General features: G+C 67.3%; 20 protein-coding genes and 1 tRNA gene. 14 read left to right on the top strand and 7 right to left on the bottom strand.

The genetic code is table 11. The features are described 5' to 3' along the window. From MNR01_RS14090 to MNR01_RS14100, 3 genes are read left to right on the top strand one after another with little or no spacing between them, the layout of a single operon-like run. Window positions 1-354: an antibiotic biosynthesis monooxygenase gene (locus MNR01_RS14090; protein ID WP_241918395.1), complete on the top strand. Its 354-nt coding sequence runs from the start codon at window positions 1-3 to the stop codon at window positions 352-354. 59 nt (window positions 355-413) lie between these two features. After that, window positions 414-1205, top strand: coding sequence for an indole-3-glycerol phosphate synthase TrpC (trpC, locus tag MNR01_RS14095; RefSeq protein WP_241918396.1), 792 nt, complete (start codon window positions 414-416; stop codon window positions 1203-1205). Beyond that, a complete protein-coding gene (locus MNR01_RS14100; protein ID WP_241918397.1) occupies window positions 1202-1927 on the top strand; it encodes a haloacid dehalogenase-like hydrolase in 726 nt (241 codons plus the stop codon). Before trpC ends, MNR01_RS14100 begins: the two co-directional genes overlap by 4 nt. A 173-nt stretch (window positions 1928-2100) precedes the next feature. On the opposite strand, the gene MNR01_RS14105 is transcribed toward MNR01_RS14100, so the two are convergent. The 3 genes from MNR01_RS14105 to crp all read right to left on the bottom strand — a co-directional run bounded on the left by MNR01_RS14105 (window position 2101) and on the right by crp (window position 3714). Continuing rightward, window positions 2101-2472, bottom strand: a complete 372-nt coding sequence (locus MNR01_RS14105) for a zf-TFIIB domain-containing protein (RefSeq protein WP_256451845.1) — start codon at window positions 2470-2472, stop codon at window positions 2101-2103. A 91-nt stretch (window positions 2473-2563) separates the two neighbouring features. Beyond that, on the bottom strand, window positions 2564-3025 hold the full coding sequence (locus MNR01_RS14110) for a GNAT family N-acetyltransferase (protein ID WP_241918399.1): 462 nt from the start codon (window positions 3023-3025) through the stop codon (window positions 2564-2566). Continuing rightward, window positions 3025-3714, bottom strand: a complete 690-nt coding sequence (gene crp, locus MNR01_RS14115; protein WP_241918400.1) for a cAMP-activated global transcriptional regulator CRP — start codon at window positions 3712-3714, stop codon at window positions 3025-3027. Before crp ends, MNR01_RS14110 begins: the two co-directional genes overlap by 1 nt. Before the next feature lie 215 nt (window positions 3715-3929). Here crp and speD point away from each other — a divergent pair, with 215 nt between their 5' ends. After that, window positions 3930-4724 (top strand): adenosylmethionine decarboxylase, encoded by a 795-nt coding sequence (gene speD / locus MNR01_RS14120; RefSeq protein ID WP_241918401.1) that lies wholly within the window; start codon window positions 3930-3932, stop codon window positions 4722-4724. A gap of 291 nt (window positions 4725-5015) precedes the next feature. Here speD and coq7 read toward each other — a convergent pair whose 3' ends face one another. Next, window positions 5016-5660 (bottom strand): 2-polyprenyl-3-methyl-6-methoxy-1,4-benzoquinone monooxygenase, encoded by a 645-nt coding sequence (gene coq7 / locus MNR01_RS14125; RefSeq protein WP_241918402.1) that lies wholly within the window; start codon window positions 5658-5660, stop codon window positions 5016-5018. 9 nt (window positions 5661-5669) lie between these two features. Continuing rightward, window positions 5670-6863, bottom strand: a complete 1194-nt coding sequence (locus MNR01_RS14130; protein ID WP_241918403.1) for a (Fe-S)-binding protein — start codon at window positions 6861-6863, stop codon at window positions 5670-5672. A gap of 166 nt (window positions 6864-7029) precedes the next feature. Here MNR01_RS14130 and rplM point away from each other — a divergent pair, with 166 nt between their 5' ends. The 5 genes from rplM (at window position 7030) to maiA (ending at window position 9930) form a co-directional block, all read left to right on the top strand. After that, entirely contained in the window at window positions 7030-7458 is a 429-nt protein-coding gene (rplM, locus tag MNR01_RS14135) for a 50S ribosomal protein L13 (RefSeq protein WP_158733500.1), read from the top strand. Window positions 7459-7468: 10 nt separating this feature from the next. Continuing rightward, window positions 7469-7861, top strand: coding sequence for a 30S ribosomal protein S9 (gene rpsI / locus MNR01_RS14140; RefSeq protein WP_241918404.1), 393 nt, complete (start codon window positions 7469-7471; stop codon window positions 7859-7861). A 24-nt stretch (window positions 7862-7885) separates the two neighbouring features. Further along, window positions 7886-7960: transfer RNA gene (locus MNR01_RS14145), tRNA-Gln, on the top strand. A 238-nt stretch (window positions 7961-8198) separates the two neighbouring features. After that, window positions 8199-9182 (top strand): fumarylacetoacetate hydrolase family protein, encoded by a 984-nt coding sequence (locus MNR01_RS14150; RefSeq protein ID WP_241918405.1) that lies wholly within the window; start codon window positions 8199-8201, stop codon window positions 9180-9182. Between the two features lie 76 nt (window positions 9183-9258). Continuing rightward, window positions 9259-9930 (top strand): maleylacetoacetate isomerase, encoded by a 672-nt coding sequence (maiA, locus tag MNR01_RS14155; RefSeq protein WP_241918406.1) that lies wholly within the window; start codon window positions 9259-9261, stop codon window positions 9928-9930. Window positions 9931-9975: 45 nt separating this feature from the next. Here the strand turns inward: maiA and MNR01_RS14160 are convergent, their stop codons facing one another. Then, window positions 9976-11088: a PilT/PilU family type 4a pilus ATPase gene (locus MNR01_RS14160; protein ID WP_241918407.1), complete on the bottom strand. Its 1113-nt coding sequence runs from the start codon at window positions 11086-11088 to the stop codon at window positions 9976-9978. A gap of 188 nt (window positions 11089-11276) precedes the next feature. On the opposite strand from MNR01_RS14160, the gene MNR01_RS14165 reads away from it, so the two are divergent. From MNR01_RS14165 to MNR01_RS14185, 5 genes are all read left to right on the top strand, one after another. Beyond that, window positions 11277-11576 carry a DUF4398 domain-containing protein gene (locus MNR01_RS14165; protein ID WP_241918408.1) on the top strand — a complete coding sequence of 100 codons (300 nt, stop codon included), beginning with the start codon at window positions 11277-11279 and terminating at the stop codon, window positions 11574-11576. Beyond that, entirely contained in the window at window positions 11573-12454 is an 882-nt protein-coding gene (locus MNR01_RS14170) for an OmpA family protein (RefSeq protein ID WP_241918409.1), read from the top strand. The genes MNR01_RS14165 and MNR01_RS14170 overlap by 4 nt, the downstream gene beginning before the upstream one ends. A gap of 448 nt (window positions 12455-12902) precedes the next feature. Further along, a complete protein-coding gene (locus MNR01_RS14175) occupies window positions 12903-13121 on the top strand; it encodes a YdcH family protein (protein ID WP_158733494.1) in 219 nt (72 codons plus the stop codon). Between the two features lie 143 nt (window positions 13122-13264). Next, window positions 13265-14641, top strand: coding sequence for a pyridoxal-phosphate dependent enzyme (locus MNR01_RS14180; RefSeq protein WP_241918410.1), 1377 nt, complete (start codon window positions 13265-13267; stop codon window positions 14639-14641). Next, entirely contained in the window at window positions 14638-15582 is a 945-nt protein-coding gene (locus MNR01_RS14185; protein ID WP_241918411.1) for a 2OG-Fe(II) oxygenase, read from the top strand. The genes MNR01_RS14180 and MNR01_RS14185 overlap by 4 nt, the downstream gene beginning before the upstream one ends. A 57-nt stretch (window positions 15583-15639) precedes the next feature. Here MNR01_RS14185 and MNR01_RS14190 read toward each other — a convergent pair whose 3' ends face one another. Beyond that, entirely contained in the window at window positions 15640-16665 is a 1026-nt protein-coding gene (locus MNR01_RS14190) for a hypothetical protein (protein WP_241918412.1), read from the bottom strand. Window positions 16666-16674 lie beyond the last annotated feature (9 nt).

The following is a 16674-nucleotide window of genomic DNA, read 5'->3' on the forward strand; positions in this document are numbered from 1 at the left end:
ATGGACGACGCGTTCGCCCGGTTGCCGCAACCCCCTTATTACGCCGTTATCTTCTCGTCCCGGCGCAACGGCGACGACGACGCCGGCTACGCCGAGGCGGCGCAGCGGATGGTCGAACTGGCCGCGCAGCAGCCGGGCTGCCTCGGCGTGGAGTCCACCCGCGGCGGCGACGGTTTCGGCATCACCGTGTCGTACTGGGAAAGCGAGGCGGCGATCGCCGCCTGGCGCCAGCACGCCGAGCACGCGGCGACCCGCGCCTACGGCCGCCAGCACTGGTACGAGCATTACGAATTGCGCGTGGCGAAAGTCGAGCGCGCCTACGGCAGCGCGAAGAGGGTGGACAGGAACGAGTAACCAGTCCCGGTCGGCGTCATTCCCCCATTCCTTCCGCTTTCTTCCTTGGTTTCCAGCTCATGAGCGACATCCTCAACACCATCCTCGCCCGCAAGGCCGAGGAGATCCAGCAACGCAGCCGCGTGCGTCCGCTCGCGGACATGCGTGCGCGCGCCCTGCAGCAGCCGCCCACGCGCGGCTTCGTCAACGCCATCCGCAGCCGCCATGCCGCCGGCGAGGCAGCCGTGATCGCCGAGGTGAAGAAGGCCAGCCCATCGAAGGGACTGATCCGCAAGGACTTCCATCCTGCGGACATCGCCCGCAGCTACGAGGCCGGCGGCGCCGCCTGCCTGTCGGTACTGACCGACGTCGACTTCTTCCAGGGCAGCAACCTGTTCCTCGGCGAGGCGCGCGGTGCCTGCTCGCTGCCGGTGCTGCGCAAGGACTTCACCATCGACCCGTACCAGGTCTATGAAGCGCGCGCGATCGGCGCCGACTGCATCCTGCTGATCGTCGCCGCGCTGGAGGACGGCCCGCTGGTGGAGATGGCCAACCTGGCGATGGAGCTGGAGATGGACGTGCTGGTGGAAGTGCATGACATCGACGAACTCGAACGCGCGCTGCAGACCGATTGCGAGCTGATCGGCGTCAACAACCGCAACCTGCGCACCTTCGAGGTGTCGCTGGACACCACGCTGGGCCTGCGCAACGCGGTGCCGCGCGACCGAACCCTGGTCACCGAAAGCGGCATCGCCACCCGCGACGACGTGACGACGATGCGCGAGGCCGGCGTGCAGACGTTCCTGGTCGGCGAATCGTTCATGCGCGAAGCCGACCCGGGCGCCGCGCTCCACAGGTTGTTCGCGGCATGAATACCGTGGCCGGGGCTGAACCTGGGCGGCCGTACTCGCCCCTGGTCGTGTTCGACTTCGACCACACGCTCTACGACGGCGATTCCGGCAGCCACCTGGTGTTGTGGCTGATCCAGCGCCACTGGGCGCGGGTGACCGCGGCGGTGCTGCTGTCGCCGCTGCTGCTGCCAATGATCGCCTGGCTGCCGACGCGGCGGCGGGCGATTTCGGCGTACCTGTGGATCGGCACGGTCGGCACCCGCAGCCGTGGCGACATGGACGACCTGATCGACCAGTACGTGCGGATCCACATGCGGCAGATCCGCGCGCGGCTGCTGCCGGTGGCGCTGAAAGTGCTGCAGCGCCACCGCGACGCCGGCGACCGCGTGATCATCGCCACCGGCGCATCACCGGAGCTGGCGCGCGCGATCCTGGACTTCGTCGCCCACGAGGACCTGCCCGTCATCGGCAGCATCAGCGGCCCGTTCCTGGGCGGCATGGTCACCGTCGAGCACTGCCACCACCGCAACAAGATGCGGATGATCTGGGATGCCGGCTATGACCAGATCGCCGTGGCCTATTCCGACAGCAGCGCCGACCTGCCGTTGCTGCAGGCGGCGCGCAAGCCGGTGGTGGTCAATCCCAAGCACAGCCGCATGGCGATGTTCCGGCGCGTGCTGCCGCCGGGTACGCCGATCCTCAACTGGGGTTGCAGGAGTCGCGGTGGCGAGCGGGTGGCCTGAGGCTGGGACGCCCCGGGTGCGCTTCGCTTACCCGGGCTACAGGCACCAAAACGCGTAGCCCGGGTAAGCGAAGCGCACCCGGGACCAGGGCACCGGATCGCGACCGAATCCACACCCGTAGCCCGGGTAAGCGAAGCGCACCCGGGACCCAACGCAGGATCCCCCGACCGGAACTACACCCGCTCCGGCGCGTCCATGTCCTGGAAGAACTCCAGCAGCGTGCGCTCGGCAAAATCGCGGAACTCGCCCGCGTCGTAGAAACGCCCGAAGCAGAAGCTGCAGCTCTCGAACCAGATGTGCGGCTGCTGCGGATCGACCATGCGTACCAGCTGGCTGTCCGCGCAGGTCGGGCACTTGATCCGGTCGACGTGGTTGTACTGCGCGCCGACGGCGGCGTCGCCGGTGTCGACGATCTCTGCCTGGGCCTTGAGCAGCCGTTCTTCACCCATGACCAGCCACAGGCCGCTGCAATGGGTGCAGCGCTGCGAGCGTGAGGAAAGAATGTCGATGGCCTGCATCGGCGAGCTGCACTTCGGGCACTGCATCGGCGGTCCTTGCTGGATTGCTTGCTGGATTGCTTGCTGGATTGCTTGCTGGGTGGGTTGAGTCAGGCAGGCCACGCAGGGTGGCGGGGGCCTAGTCGCCGAGCGCCTTGATGAAGCGCAGCGAGCCGTCAGCGTAGCCGCAATGGCGGTAAAAGGCGTGGGCTTCGGCGCGGCGGGCGTTGCTGGTGACTTCGATCCGGCGCACGCCGATGCGGCGGGAGATCTGCTCGACTTCGCGCAGCAGGCGCCGGCCGATGCCCTGGCCCTGGCAGCCGGCCTGCACCACCAGCCCGGTGATGCGCGCCAGTTCGTCGCCGTGGACGACGGAGTAGAGCGTGTACAGCGACACCAGGCCACAGGTGTCGCCCTCGATCTCGGCCAGCAGCAGGTGCTGGCGCGGGTCGTGGCGGACCACCGCTATCCGCTCGGCCGCCTCGTCGCGATTGCAGGGGTAGCCCAGTTCGCCGAGCAGGCGTGCGACGTCGCTGGCGTCGCCCAGTTCCGCGGACCGAACCCGGATCGAGGTGTCGGCGGAACCGGCGACGCGAGCCACTAGCGGGTGCCGTAGAGGACGACGGTCTTGCCGCGGGCGTGCAGCTTTTCGTCGGCCTGCAACTTCTTGAGCACGCGGCCGGCCATTTCGCGCGAGCAGCCGACCAGGCGCGACAGCTCCTGGCGGGACACCCGGATCTGGGTGCCCTGCGGATGGCTCATCGCCTCGGGTTCCTTGGCCAGGTCGTGCAGGGCACGGACAATGCGGTCGGTGACGTCGAGGAAGGCCAGGCGGCCGGCCTTGCGGCTGGTGTCGAGCAGGCGCCGCGAGATCTGCGCGCCGATGGCGTAGAGCAGCTTCGGGGCGTCCAGCGACAGGCGCGTCAGGAACAGGTCGTAGAGGCGCTCGTGGCCGATCTCGGCCAGCTCGCAGGTGCTGCGGGTGCGCAGGATCACCTCGCGCTGGTCGCTGGCGATGAACAGCCCCAGCTCGCCGACGAACTCGCCGGGGCCGAAGTAGCCCAGCACCAGTTCGCGACCGTCTTCTTCCTCGGTGATGATGCTGACCGAGCCGGAGACGATGTAATAGAGGGTGCTGGCCGGGTCACCGGGGCGGAACACGTCGGTGCGCGACGGGTAGCGGCGGCGGTGGCAATGGGCGAGAAAGCGCTCGATGGTAGCGCCGTCCGGCAGCAGTGGGCTGTTGGTTCGGCGCAGGGCAGGCGAGGTAACAACCGGATTGGCGGACATGGGCGTGAAGGTTTTGTGATGCGGCGAGCTTAGGCCGAACTAACGCTTTGGGCAAATATCCGCCGCAGAGCGTCACCCCGGCGGAGGCTGGACCTGTGACGAAGTGCCGGTTCAGGTTCGGTCCGCCCGGCGTGCCGCTGGAACACGGCGCGTTCCCCCGTCACAACAATTGCCTCATAATCTCGCCCCTCACAGCCGTACCGGGACCCCCCACCGTGGTCAAGCCGTTGCCTCGCCTGAGGTTGCAGGGTTTCAACAACCTCACCAAGGCCCTCTCGTTCAACATCTACGATGTCTGCTTCGCGGCATCCGAGGACGAGCGCCGTCGTTACATCGAGTATATCGACGAGGCCTACAACGCCGACCGACTGACGCAGATCCTGACGGATGTGGCGGAGATCATTGGCGCCAACATCCTCAACATCGCGCGCCAGGATTACGATCCGCAGGGCGCGTCGGTGACCATCCTCATTTCCGAGGAGCCGGTGATCGACAAGAAGGATGCCGGCAAGGAGTTGATCTCCGACGCCGTGGTCGCGCACATGGACAAGTCGCACATCACGGTGCACACCTATCCGGAGACGCATCCGGACAGCGGCATCGCGACGTTCCGTGCCGACATCGACGTGGCGACCTGCGGCGTGATTTCGCCGCTGAGGGCCCTGAACTACCTGATCGAGAGCCTTGAGTCCGACATCGTCATCATGGACTACCGGGTGCGCGGCTTCACCCGCGACATCAAGGGTCGCAAGCACTACATCGACCACAAGATCAATTCGATCCAGGACTACCTGGCCAAGAACATCAAGTCGCGCTACGAGATGCTCGACGTGAATGTCTACCAGGAAAACATCTTCCACACGAAGATGCACCTGAAGGAGTTCGACCTCGACAACTATCTGTTCGAGGAGAAGGCCAAGAACCTGTCGTTCAAGGAGCGCATGAAGATCGAGGCGCGCCTCAAGCGCGAGATCGAAGAGCTCTACCACGGGCGCAACCTGGCCGACTGAGGTCGGGAGTCTGCTTGATGAAAAAGGCCGGCAATGCCGGCCTTTTTCTGTTGTGGGGCTGAGGCGTGTGGGCGTGGGGCGTGAGACGTGAGGCGTGAGGTGTCGGGTCGGCGTCGTCCGCCGAGCCGGGGATTGCTCCGCCCCTTCGTCGGACATCCTGTCCGAAGGCGGGGCGTGGGCCATCCATGGCCCACTGCTGCGCAATCCCCGGCCCGGCGGACGACGCTCCAGCAATTCATTGCCCCGTCTTCGGTATTCGATTGTCATCCCCGCGAAGGCGGGGACCCAGCGTCACAGCCGGTAAGCAACCGCCTTCATCAGCTTCGATGCCGCCGCCATCAGGCTCGGCACCGGCATCGGCAGGATGCGCGCGCCAGCGGCCTCGGCGTTGTCGGCATGGCGGGCCTCGTCGGCCTTCATCACCTCCAGGATCGCGCGGCTGCGCGCGTCGGCGGCGGGCAGCGAGTCCAGATGCTCGTCGATGTGCGCCTCCACCTGGCGCTCGGTCTCGACCACGAAACCCAGGTTCCATCCGTCCCCACGCAGGCCGGCGAGCGCGCCGATCGCAAAGCTGCCGGCGTACCAGATCGGATTGAGCAGGCTCGGGCGACTGTCGAGCTCGCGCAGGCGGTCGGCGCACCAGGCCAGGTGATCGGTTTCTTCCTGCGCCGCCTCGAGCAGATGTTCGCGCGTCGCAGGATCGCGGGCGACCGCAGCCTGGCCGCAATACAGCGCCTGCGCACAGACCTCGCCGACATGATTGATGCGCATCAGCCCGGCCGAGTGCTGGCGCTCGTCGTCGTCGAGTTCGATCTGGGCGACCTCGGACGAAGGGTTGGCGCGCAGCGCTGCAGGTGCACCGAACACGGTGTCCAGCGCACGCTGGGTGTCGGCAAGGAAACGGTCGAGTTGCGTGAGTTCGCGTGTCGTGTCCATGGCCGAAGTTTACCCGGACGCCGCGGGAGGGACCGATGAAGGTGCCACCTCGACCAGTCCGGCAAGGAACTCGAGCGGGTGCTGCACCGGGACGGACGCCGCGGCGGCCAGGTGCAGGCGACAGCCGATGTTGGCGCTGAGCAGGCGAGTCGCACCAATTTCACTCAGCTGCTGCAGCAGCGGCGCACGGAATTCCCCGGCGCGCTGCGGGTCGCCCAGCATCTGCACGCCGGCGGCGCCGCAACAGCCCAGGCCGCGGTCGAGTTCGATCACCTGCAGGCCCGGTACCGCCGCAAGCAGGCGCCGCAGCGACGCGACCGAGCGCACGACATTGCGCTGCGTGCACGGCAGGTGCAGGGCGACGCGCTCGTCGCAGCGGCGCCAGCGCAGGTCCGGTGCACGGGCGCGAACCTGTTCCTCGAGGTATTCGATCGCATCGACCACCCGCGATTGCCCGTCGAGCGAGGTGGCCACCGATTCGTGGCAACCACTGGCAAGCGTCAGCACCGTGTCGGCACCGGCGAAGGCATCGCGGTTCTTCCGGGCCAGTGCCGACGCGGCAGCTTCGTTGCCGGCATGGGCATGCAGGCTGCCGCAGCAGGTCTGCGCGGTCGGCTCGGCGATTTCGACGCCAAGCGCTGCGAAACAGTCGATCAGGCCCCGGCGCAAAGCGGATTCATAGGGGCGGGCCACGCAACCGGCAAACAGGGCGACGGAAGTTTCCGCGTGCGGTCGGGCTTCGCGATGGAGCGCAGGCGGCGGTGCTGGCAGTCGGCGCAAGCGTGCCGGCAGCCATGGATGGGCGAGGCGATAGAAGTCCAGCAACCCCTCCAGCAACCGCGGCCGACCGGCCAGGGCTTCGATCCAGCGCTGCTGCCATGCCGGCGCGCGACGCTGCCGCTGCCGGGCGCGCGCCTGCGTGAGCAATTGGCCATACTGCACGCCCGCCGGACACACCGACTCGCAGCTGCGGCACCCCAGGCAGTGGTCCAGATGGGCTTCACCGCTGTCGGTCGCCTCGATCGTGCCGACGGCCCAGGCCCTGACCAGGGCGATACGGCCCCGCGGCGACTCGCTCTCTATGCGGGCCTGTCCATAAGTGGGGCAGGCCGGCAGGCACAGGCCGCATTGCACGCAGCGGTCAGCCAATGCCACCAGAGGGTCGGCCTGGCGCAGGGCAGGGGGCGGGAAGGCGGCTGGCATCGGGGAAATGCTAGCACCCGGGTCATTTTGTTCAGTCCGGTGGTTGCGCGGCCCCGCCTGGCCCGTTATCATCCCGCTTCTTTCACAGCGCGTGGCGAAATTCCGCGGTTCGGCCCAGCCGGATTGCCTGCGGAATCAGCCCGACAACGCACCTACCAGACACGTCATGAAGACTTTTACCGCCAAAAACGAGACCGTCCAGCGTGACTGGTACGTGGTCAACGCCGAGGGCAAGACCCTGGGCCGCCTGGCCTCCGAGCTCGCCCGCCGCCTGCGCGGCAAGCACAAGCCGGTTTTCACCCCGCACGTCGATACGGGTGACTACCTCATTGTGATCAACGCCGAAAAGATTGCCGTCACCGGCAACAAGCTCGCCGACAAGCAGTACCACCGCTTCACCGGCTACATCGGCAACCTGAAGACCGAGACCCTCGCCCAGGCGCTTGAGCGCCACCCCGAGCGCGTCATCGAGACCGCCGTCAAGGGCATGCTGCCGAAGAATCCGCTCGGCCGTGCCATGTACCGCAAGCTCAAGGTCTACAAGGGCTCCGAGCATCCGCACGCCGCCCAGCAGCCGCAGCAGCTGGATATCTAAGAGACATCACATGGCAATCCAGCAGAACTACGGCACCGGCCGCCGCAAGTCCTCCACCGCCCGCGTGTTCCTGCGCAAGGGTGCTGGCAACATCACCGTCAACCAGCGCCCGCTGGATGAGTTCTTCGGTCGCGAGACCGCGCGCATGATCGTGCGCCAGCCGCTTGAGCTGACCCAGTCGACCGACAAGTTCGACATCGTGGTCACCGTGGCCGGCGGCGGCATCACCGGCCAGGCCGGTGCGATCCGCTTGGGCATCTCGCGCGCCCTGGTCGAGTACGACGACACCCTGAAGTCCGAGCTGCGCAAGGCTGGCTTCATGACCCGCGACGCCCGTGAAGTCGAGCGTAAGAAGGTCGGCCTGCACAAGGCACGTCGCGCAAGCCAGTTCTCCAAGCGCTAATTTCTGCGCTAAAATTGATTGCATAGCCCCGTCGCCAAGCGGTAAGGCACCTGACTCTGACTCAGGCATTCGGTGGTTCGAATCCATCCGGGGCTGCCATATCGAACAAGAAACCCGCCGCAAGGCGGGTTTTTTGTTGCCTGCGAAGAGGGCTGCGCGCCCGTCTATGTGTCCTGGTTGCAGGGCCGACTTACGTACTGGTGCTGGTAACGGGGACGCGTGGAATGGTCCAGCGGCGGGCAGCCGGCTCCTACAATCAGCTGCACCATCGCGTCGCGCACCGCGAGGCGGTTACAATTGAAACTAATGCGCCCTCGCGCTCGAATCTGGAGTTTCGATGAAGCTTGGTTCCCTGAAGGAAGGCGGTCGTGACGGCACGCTGGTCGTGGTTTCGCGCGATCTGACGCGCGCCGTGCGTGCCACCGGCATCGCCGCGACGATGCAGCGTGCGCTCGAGGACTGGTCCAACACCGCCCCGCGCCTGAACGCCCTTTACGACGACCTCAATGCCGGCAATGCCGAAAGCGCCTTCGACGTCGACCTGGCCGCGCTGGCCGCACCGTTGCCGCGCGCCTACGAGTTCGTCGATGGCTCGGCCTACCTGCCGCACGTCGAGCGCGTCCGCCGCGCCCGCGGCGCCGAGGTGCCGGAAAGTTTTTACAGCGACCCGCTGATGTACCAGGCGGTCAGCGCCGGCTTCTACGGTCCGCGCGATCCGGTGCGCGTGCCGAGCGAGGACTACGGCATCGACCTGGAAGCCGAAGTGGTGGTCGTGACCGATGACGTCCCGATGGCGGCGACGCCTGCGCAGGCCGCCGCGCACATCCAGCTGGTCGGCCTGGTCAATGACGTCTCGCTGCGCAACCTGATCCCGAACGAGCTCGCCAAGGGCTTCGGCTTCCTGCAGTCCAAGCCGCGTTCGGCGTTGAGCCCGGTGTTCGTCACTCCCGACGAGCTCGGCCAGGCCTGGCAGGACAGCAAGGTGCACCTGGCGCTGACCACGCACATCAATGGCGAATGGTTCGGTGCGCCGGAGGCAGGCGTGGACATGCAGTTCAGTTTTGCCCAGCTGGTCGCGCACGCTGCCAAGACCCGTCCGCTGTCGGCCGGCACCATCGTCGGCTCCGGCACGGTCGCCAACGAGGACACGTCCCTGGGTGCGTCGTGCTTCGCCGAGAAGCGCACTGTCGAAACGCTCGAGCATGGCAAGCCGCTGACGCCGTTCATGAGCTTCGGCGACGTGGTCCGCATCGAGATGTTCTCGCGTGATGGCGAAAGCGTGTTCGGCGCGATCGAGCAGCGCATCGAGCGCGCCGGCTGATCCAATGCAGCAAGCGCAGCGGGCCATCCCGCTGCGCCGAAGTCGACCAGCGCCGGACGAGGCGAGGAGAGGGGACGTGGCAGAGCAACTGCGGCTGTATTCGTACTGGCGCTCCAGCGCGGCCTATCGCGTCCGGATCGGCCTCAACCTGAAAGGGCTCGCCTACGACACCGTGCCCGTGCACCTGCTGCGCGAAGGCGGCGAACAACACACGGCGGCCTTCCGCGAGGCCAATCCGCAGGGGCTGGTGCCGGTGCTGCAGCATGGCGATCGCCTGATGCGGCAGTCGGTGGCAATCCTGGAATACCTCGACGAAACCTGGCCGCAGCCACCGCTGCTGCCGGCGTCGGCGCGCGACCGCCAGCGCGTGCGCGCACTGGCGCAGCTGGTCGCCTGCGACATCCATCCGCTCAACAACCTGCGCGTGCTGCGCTATTTCGACCGCAGCTGGCACGTGCCGCAGCCGGAGCGCGACAACTGGGTGCTGCACTGGATCGAAGAAGGGTTCACCGCGCTGGAGGCGATGCTGGCCGACCATCCGTCGACCGGACGCTTCTGCGAAGGCGATCTGCCGACCCTGGCCGACTGCTGCCTGGTGCCACAGGTCTACAACGCGCGCCGATTCGGCGTGGACCTGGCGAAGTACCCGACGATTGTGCGGATCGAGCAGGCCTGCCTGGCGCTACCGGCGTTCGACGAGGCCAGGCCGGAACGGCAGCCCGATGCGCCGGAGGAAGTGGTGGCGTAAGCACCGTGCGGGAGCCAGCGAACTGGCCCCCGCTGCTGGCGCGGCTTACTGCGTGACCGCGTCGTAGACCTCGGCGTACGGGTCATGTTCGCCCGTGGCGCCTTCGGACAGGCGGAACTTCAGCGACAGGCCTTCGCGCGAGTCGGCGGCCTTGAGCGCTTCTTCCATGTCGATCCGGCCTTCCTTGTGGAGGCGGAACAGGCACTGGTCGAACGACTCCATGCCTTCCTCCAGCGAAGCCTCCATCGCCTGCTTGATCTCGTGCACCTGGCCACGGCGCATCAGGTCGCGCACGTGCGGGGTGTTGATCAGCACTTCCGACGCCGGCAGGCGGCGGCCGTCGCTGCCGACCACCAGGCGCTGGCTGACCACCGCGCGCAGGTTCAGCGCCAGGTTCATCAGCACGTTCTTGTGCGCAGCCTCGGGGAAGAAGTTGAGGATGCGCTCGAGCGTCTGGTCGGCGTTGTTGGAGTGCAGCGTGGCCAGGCAAAGGTGACCGGTTTCGGCGAAGGCGATCGCCGCTTCCATCGTGGTCGCGTCGAGGATTTCGCCGATCAGGATCACGTCCGGTGCTTCACGCATCGCGTTCTTGAGCGCGTTGTGGAAGGCGTGCGTGTCGAGGCCGACTTCGCGCTGGTTGACGATCGACTTTTTGTGCTTGTGCAGGTACTCGATCGGATCCTCGATGGTGAGGATGTGCCCCGAGATATTGCTGTTGCGGTAGTCGATCATCGACGCCAGCGTGGTCGACTTGCCCGAGCCGGTGGAGCCGACGATCAGCACCAGGCCGCGCGGGGCCATGATGATGTCCTTGAGCACCTGCGGCAGCTGCAATTCCTCGATCGAGGGAATCACGCTGCGGATGGCACGGATCACCATGCCGACTTCGCCGCGCTGCTTGAACACGTTGATGCGGAAGCGGCCGGCTTCGGGCAGGGCCAGGGCCATGTTGAGTTCGAGGTCCCGCTCGAACAGCGGCACCTGCCCCTCGTCCATCAGCGAGTAGGCGATCTTCTTGACCATGCCCGGAGGCAGGCCGGTATTGCCCAGCGGGTACAGGCGGCCTTCGACCTTGATGTACACCGGCGCGCCGGTCGTCAGGAACATGTCTGACGCATTCTTTTCCGTCATCAGCTTCAGGAAATAGCCGATGTCCATACTGCAACCCCTTTTGTGTCCCGCGACTCGCCGCCGGCGTGTACCGTTGCAACCTCGCCAGCGGCTTCCGACAATGGCCGGGCATCAAACCACAAGGCACGGCCTCCCCAATGCGCCCAAGCTTCGCACAAATCCGATTTCATCTGCTGGCAGCAGTTCTCGCTTCCGCACTCTCCGCCTGCGCTTCGTTGCCGCCGCCGACCAGCGAGCTGGCCGCCGCCCGCCAGGCGGTGACCCGGGCCGAGGGCGCCGACGCCGATCAGTACGCCCCGCAGGACCTGGGGGTTGCCCGTAACGGCCTGTCCCAGGCCCAGGCGGCGATGAGCTCCGGCGACGAGGATGCGGCGCGCAGGTTCGCGCTGGCGGCCGCGGCCGATGCCGACCTGGCCTACGCCAGGAGCCGGGAGGCAATGGCCACGGCCGAGCTCAACCAGCGCAAGGGCGAAGTAACTCAATTGCGCCAGCGCCTGCAGGGAGAGCAGCCATGAGCCGCCTGTCCGTGCTGGGCCTGGCCCTGGTCGTCGCCCTGGCCGCCGTGCCGGCCGCCGCCGCCGACAACCCCGACGCCGCCCGCCTGTCGCAGCGCCTGACCGCGCTCGATGCCGATCCGGTGCTCAACCCGTTTGCCGCCTACGAGCGGCTGACCGCCCGGCAGGCGGTCGACACCCTGGGCCAGGCCTCCAGTCGCGAACGCGCCGCCGCCCTGTACGTGGCCGAGCGCCGCGTCCAGGTCGCCGAAACGATCGCCCGCAGCGATGCGATGCAGCGCGAGATCGACCGGCTCGACCGCGAGCGCAGCGAACTGCTGGTGGAAGCCAGCCGCCAGGACGCCGCCCGCGCCCGAGCCGAGACCGAACGCCTGCGCCTGCAGGCGCAGATGCAGGCCGAGGAAGCCGAGCGCCTGCGGGTGCAGAGCGAAGCCGACGCTGCGTCGCTGCAGGACGTGGAGACCGCGCTCAAGGGCGTGGCCGGTGCCCAGACCGCGCGCCTCAACGCCGCCCGCGATCGCGAGGCCAAGCTGGCCCGTGAAGAGGCCGAGCTGACCACCGGCGGCAAGCTGCCCAGCGCCAAGCGCGACAGCCGCGGCGAGGTGTTCGCCTTGTCGAAGGACAGCTTTGCCTCGGGCAAGGCGACGCTGAGTGGCAACGGTGACAGCACCGTGCGGACCGTGGCCGCCTACGCGCAGGCGTCGTCGTCGCCGGCGGTGAAGGTCGAGGCCACTGGCAGTGACGCCAAACTGGCCCAGCGCCGGGCCGATGCGGTGCGCGATGCACTGGTCGCCGGCGGCCTCCCGGCCGGCAAGGTCCAGGCGACCGGTCGCAGCGGCAAGGGTGACCGGGTCGACGTCGTGGTGCAGTCCAGGTAACCCGGCGAACTAACGGAAATTCAACGGCTTGGCGCCTGCCCACAGGCGCCGGATGGCCCCGTCGAAGCTGACTGCGACGGGGTGCGCGAAGTCGCCAGATTCAGGCTCGTTGAGGCCTTGCCGACCGCAATCGGGAGGAGTAGGGTCGGTTATCCAAGCGGTCCTGTTTTCCGCTTGGCGATGAGCCAGGTCGATGACGCCAACAGCCCTTGCGCAGGATCCAGCCGCCCCACGCTCCATGGTGGTCGGCCTGTGTGAAGCCGGCCCGGTCTTTGACCCGAACGCACTCGACCCGACCGCTCCCGAAACAACCGCTGTCGAAACGATTGCACCCCACGACCCCGCTGCGCCCTGGTCCCACGACCGGGGCGTTTTCGTTTGCGGGGCCTTCCGCATGGTCCGTGGCCGCCCGGCCACGGGATCCCGAAACCGCTGAAGGAGGCTTTACATGTTCGAAGAACGACCGCAGCCAGAGATCGACGCGCTGATGAAGAGCAACCCGGAATTCAAGCAGCTTTATCAGCGCCACAAGGATCTCGACAAGAAGGTGATGGACGCCGAACTGGGCGTGCTGCCTATCGATGACATGACGCTTGCGCAGATGAAGCGCGAAAAGCTGGCTGCGAAGGACCGCCTGGTCCGCCTGTACGACACCCAACATCACTGAGCTTCCTCACCTCACCCACTTCCTCGCCGCGGGTGGCGACTTCCTCGTCGGTCTCTCCATCCGCGTCTCCCGGAACCGGGGCGGCTGCTGGCAACGGCAGCCGCCCCGGTGCGAAGGAAAGCGGGGAGTCTTAAACTCCCCGCATGACCATCCATCAATCCGTGCTCGAACTGGTCGGCGCCACGCCGATCATCAAGGCGCAGCGCCTGGACACCGGCGTCTGCGAGCTCTTCCTCAAGCTTGAATCGCAGAACCCCGGCGGGTCGATCAAGGACCGCATCGGCCTGTCGATGATCGAGGCGGCGGAGAAGGCCGGCCGCATCAAGCCTGGCGACACCCTGGTCGAAGGCACTGCCGGCAACACCGGCATCGGCCTGGCACTGGTCGCCCAGCAGAAGGGCTACAAGCTGATCCTGGTGGTCCCGGACAAGATGAGCCGGGAGAAGATCTTCAACCTCAAGGCGATGGGCGCCCAGGTCGTGCTGACCCGCTCGGATGTCGCCAAGGGCCACCCGGACTACTACCAGGACCTGGCCGAACGGCTGGCCCGCGAAACCCCCGGCGCGTACTTCATCAACCAGTTCGGCAATCCGGACAATCCGGCCGCACACGAGTTCGGCACCGGCCCGGAGATCCTGGCGCAGATGGTCGACGTCGGCGGTGTCGATGCGGTCGTGTTCGGCTGCGGCAGCTCGGGAACCATGACCGGCCTGTCGCGCTGCTTCGCCGAAAAGTCGCCGCAGACCGAACTGGTGCTGGCCGACCCGGTCGGCTCGATCCTCGAGGAGTACATCAACCGCGGCACGATCTCGGAGAAGTCGGCCAGCTGGATGGTCGAGGGCATCGGCGAGGACTTCCTGCCGCCGATCTCCGACTTCACCCGGGTCAAGAAGGCCTACGCGATCACCGACAAGGAGAGCTTCCTCACCGCGCGCGAGCTGCTGGAGAAGGAAGGCATCCTCGGCGGTTCCTCGACCGGCACGCTGCTGGCCGCGGCGCTGAAGTACTGCCGCGAGCAGACCACGCCGAAGAAGGTGCTGGTGTTCGTCTGCGACACCGGCAACAAGTACCTGTCGAAGATGTACAACGACTACTGGATGCTCGACAACGGCTTCCTCGCACGGCAGTCGAGCGGCGACCTGCGCGACCTGATCCTGCGCCCGTATTCGCAGCGCGACACGGTCGTGGTCGGTCCCAACGACCTGCTGGTCACCGCGTACCAGCGCATGAAGCTGTACGACGTTTCGCAGCTGCCGGTGATGGATGGCGACAACATCGTCGGCATCGTCGACGAGAGCGACGTGCTGCTGCACGTGTACGGCGATGAAGCGCGCTTCCGCGATCCGGTGTCGACGGCGATGGTGAGCAAGCTCGACAAGATCGACGTCAGTTCGCCGATCGAAACGCTGCTGCCGGTATTCGACCGCGGCCACGTCGCGATCGTCGTCGATGGCGAGAAGTTCCTCGGCCTGATCACCCGCATCGACCTGCTCAACTACCTGCGCCGGCGCGTGCAATGAACCATGCGGCCGCGGCGGCGAGCGGGCACTGGCTGCCAGGTGACCGCCTGCCCGACGTCCGCCTGCGCGGGCGGGACGGCAGCGGCCGGGCCCTGCACGCCGAGTTCGCCGGTGCGCCGTTGTGGCTGGCGACGCCGGCCGACGAGACCGCCGCGCGCGCGCTGCCGGCGCCGCCTGCCGGAGTGGTGGCGCTGTGCGTGGGCGAGGTGGCCCCTGTCGCCGCGCCGGCGCCGTGGCAGGCGTTTTCGGCCGACCCGCGCTGGTGCGCCGCGCTGGGCCCCGGTTTGCTATGGCAGGCCGACCCGAATCTGCGGCTGCAGGCGTCCCTGACTTTGCCGATTGTGTCGGCTTTGGCGCCGCCCGACCCGCTTCCGGAGTCGCCGATCGGCATGATCGCACCGGTACTGCAGGTGCCTGGCGTGTTCGAGCCGGAGCTGTGCGCGGCGCTGATCCGCCACCTCGAAATCGATTGCGGCGGCGGCGACGTCTCGGCCGTGCTGGTGCTCGAAGGTGGCCAGCAGCGCCTGCAGGTCGATCCGTCGATCAAGCAGCGCCGTGAAGTCATCACGCGCGACCCCGTGCTCGATGCACGCATGCACGAGCGGTTGATGCGGCGGGCCCTGCCGGAGATCGCGCGGGTGTTCAATTTCGAGGTCAAGCGGCGCGATCCGTTCAAGCTGCTGGCCTATCCGGAAGCGGCCGGCTATTTCCGCGCGCACCGCGACAACGAGACGCCCGATGTCGCATACCGCCGCTTCGCGCTGTCGGTGAACCTCAATCACGGCGACTACGAAGGTGGGCAGTTCCGCTATCCGGAGTTCGGCCTGCAGCGCTTTTCGCCCGCAACCGGGACGGCGCTGGTGTTCTCATGCTCGATGCTGCACGAAGTGCTGCCGGTCGAGCGCGGCACGCGCTATGCGATGACGACGTTCCTGGCCTGAGTGCAGCGCTCCCACGCGTTGTTGCGTGCTGTGCCAGGTGCCAGGTGCGATGAGAGGTCAGGCTTGCGGGCGCAGCCGTTGTGCCAGTGCCTGCGCATCGGGATGGGCGCGTGCCATCTGCGCGATGCTCCGCCCGGCCCAGTCCATCCCTCCGGCAATGTCGCCGGCATGGCGCGTCGCTGCTGCGGCCAGTTCGCGCCGGCGTTCGTGGGCATCGAAACCCACCGACTCGTCCTTCGCATAACGGCCGAGCAGGCCGGAGGCCTGGATGCGTTGCGCCCAGTCGTGGGGAACGGCCAGGCCGTAGTGCGCGGCCAGTCGTGCGCTGGCGCCGGCGGGGTCAGCCAGGAAGCCGGCGAAGTCGAGGTCGAGCAGGCGCGATGACAGGCCGGGATCGCCGGCCAGGCGCTGCCAGCGAAGCTGCTCGGCCAGCCAGGCGCGGGCCAGGCGCTCGCCGTCGGACGTCGCGGGCAGGTCGAGCTCGAGTGACTCCAGTCGCAGCGACTCGCTGTCGAGGACGCCGGACTTGAGCTCCTCATCGCGCAGCATCGTCGCCAGCCAGGTCTGCAGGTCGACCCACAGCAGGCAGGCCTTGCCACCGCCCGCCAGCAGCCCCGGCGCCAGGGTCGTGACGAGGCTGGTCGGCTTCACCACGACTGCACGGGTGTCGGCGAATCCGCGGGCGAGCAGGGTCAGCACAGGTGACCGCCATTGCTCCGTGGCGGCATCGTCGCGGCCATGGGCAAGCGCCAGCAGCGGCAGGGGTTCACGCAGGCCCAGCACTCCGGGCAGGAGGTCGAGGGTCCTGCTGACCAGTGACGAGCCGCAATGGCCGATATGGAACAGCCAGTGCAGGGGCAGGGCAGCGGCGGGGTCGGTTGCAGCCTCCAGTTCGACCCGGGAAACGACCCAGCCGGAGACGTCACGATGTTGCGTCGCCCGGCGGTCGAGAAAGCTGGCGCGCCGGTAGTCCTGCGGCTCGAAATGCAGCACCCAGGCCTGATCCTGAACCGGATCAAAGGCGAACAGCGGGTAGGCTGCACTGCGACTGAAGTCGCTTGGCAGGCGCCTGGGAGCGGTCATGGGCGATGT

It is taken from the genome of Lysobacter sp. S4-A87 (assembly GCF_022637455.1).
Taxonomy (GTDB): Bacteria; Pseudomonadota; Gammaproteobacteria; order Xanthomonadales; family Xanthomonadaceae; genus Lysobacter_J.

What these genes read in the sequence shown, in the direction of transcription:
- MNR01_RS14090 (WP_241918395.1), top strand. Translation starts at nt 1, where the DNA reads ATGGACGACGCGTTCGCCCGGTTGCCGCAACCCCCTTATTACGCCGTT.
- trpC (WP_241918396.1), top strand. Translation starts at nt 414, where the DNA reads ATGAGCGACATCCTCAACACCATCCTCGCCCGCAAGGCCGAGGAGATC.
- MNR01_RS14100 (WP_241918397.1), top strand. Translation starts at nt 1,202, where the DNA reads ATGAATACCGTGGCCGGGGCTGAACCTGGGCGGCCGTACTCGCCCCTG.
- MNR01_RS14105 (WP_256451845.1), bottom strand. Translation starts at nt 2,472, where the DNA reads ATGCAGTGCCCGAAGTGCAGCTCGCCGATGCAGGCCATCGACATTCTT.
- crp (WP_241918400.1), bottom strand. Translation starts at nt 3,714, where the DNA reads ATGTCCGCCAATCCGGTTGTTACCTCGCCTGCCCTGCGCCGAACCAAC.
- coq7 (WP_241918402.1), bottom strand. Translation starts at nt 5,660, where the DNA reads ATGGACACGACACGCGAACTCACGCAACTCGACCGTTTCCTTGCCGAC.
- MNR01_RS14130 (WP_241918403.1), bottom strand. Translation starts at nt 6,863, where the DNA reads ATGCCAGCCGCCTTCCCGCCCCCTGCCCTGCGCCAGGCCGACCCTCTG.
- rplM (WP_158733500.1), top strand. Translation starts at nt 7,030, where the DNA reads ATGAAGACTTTTACCGCCAAAAACGAGACCGTCCAGCGTGACTGGTAC.
- rpsI (WP_241918404.1), top strand. Translation starts at nt 7,469, where the DNA reads ATGGCAATCCAGCAGAACTACGGCACCGGCCGCCGCAAGTCCTCCACC.
- MNR01_RS14150 (WP_241918405.1), top strand. Translation starts at nt 8,199, where the DNA reads ATGAAGCTTGGTTCCCTGAAGGAAGGCGGTCGTGACGGCACGCTGGTC.
- MNR01_RS14160 (WP_241918407.1), bottom strand. Translation starts at nt 11,088, where the DNA reads ATGGACATCGGCTATTTCCTGAAGCTGATGACGGAAAAGAATGCGTCA.
- MNR01_RS14170 (WP_241918409.1), top strand. Translation starts at nt 11,573, where the DNA reads ATGAGCCGCCTGTCCGTGCTGGGCCTGGCCCTGGTCGTCGCCCTGGCC.
- MNR01_RS14175 (WP_158733494.1), top strand. Translation starts at nt 12,903, where the DNA reads ATGTTCGAAGAACGACCGCAGCCAGAGATCGACGCGCTGATGAAGAGC.
- MNR01_RS14180 (WP_241918410.1), top strand. Translation starts at nt 13,265, where the DNA reads ATGACCATCCATCAATCCGTGCTCGAACTGGTCGGCGCCACGCCGATC.
- MNR01_RS14185 (WP_241918411.1), top strand. Translation starts at nt 14,638, where the DNA reads ATGAACCATGCGGCCGCGGCGGCGAGCGGGCACTGGCTGCCAGGTGAC.
- MNR01_RS14190 (WP_241918412.1), bottom strand. Translation starts at nt 16,665, where the DNA reads ATGACCGCTCCCAGGCGCCTGCCAAGCGACTTCAGTCGCAGTGCAGCC.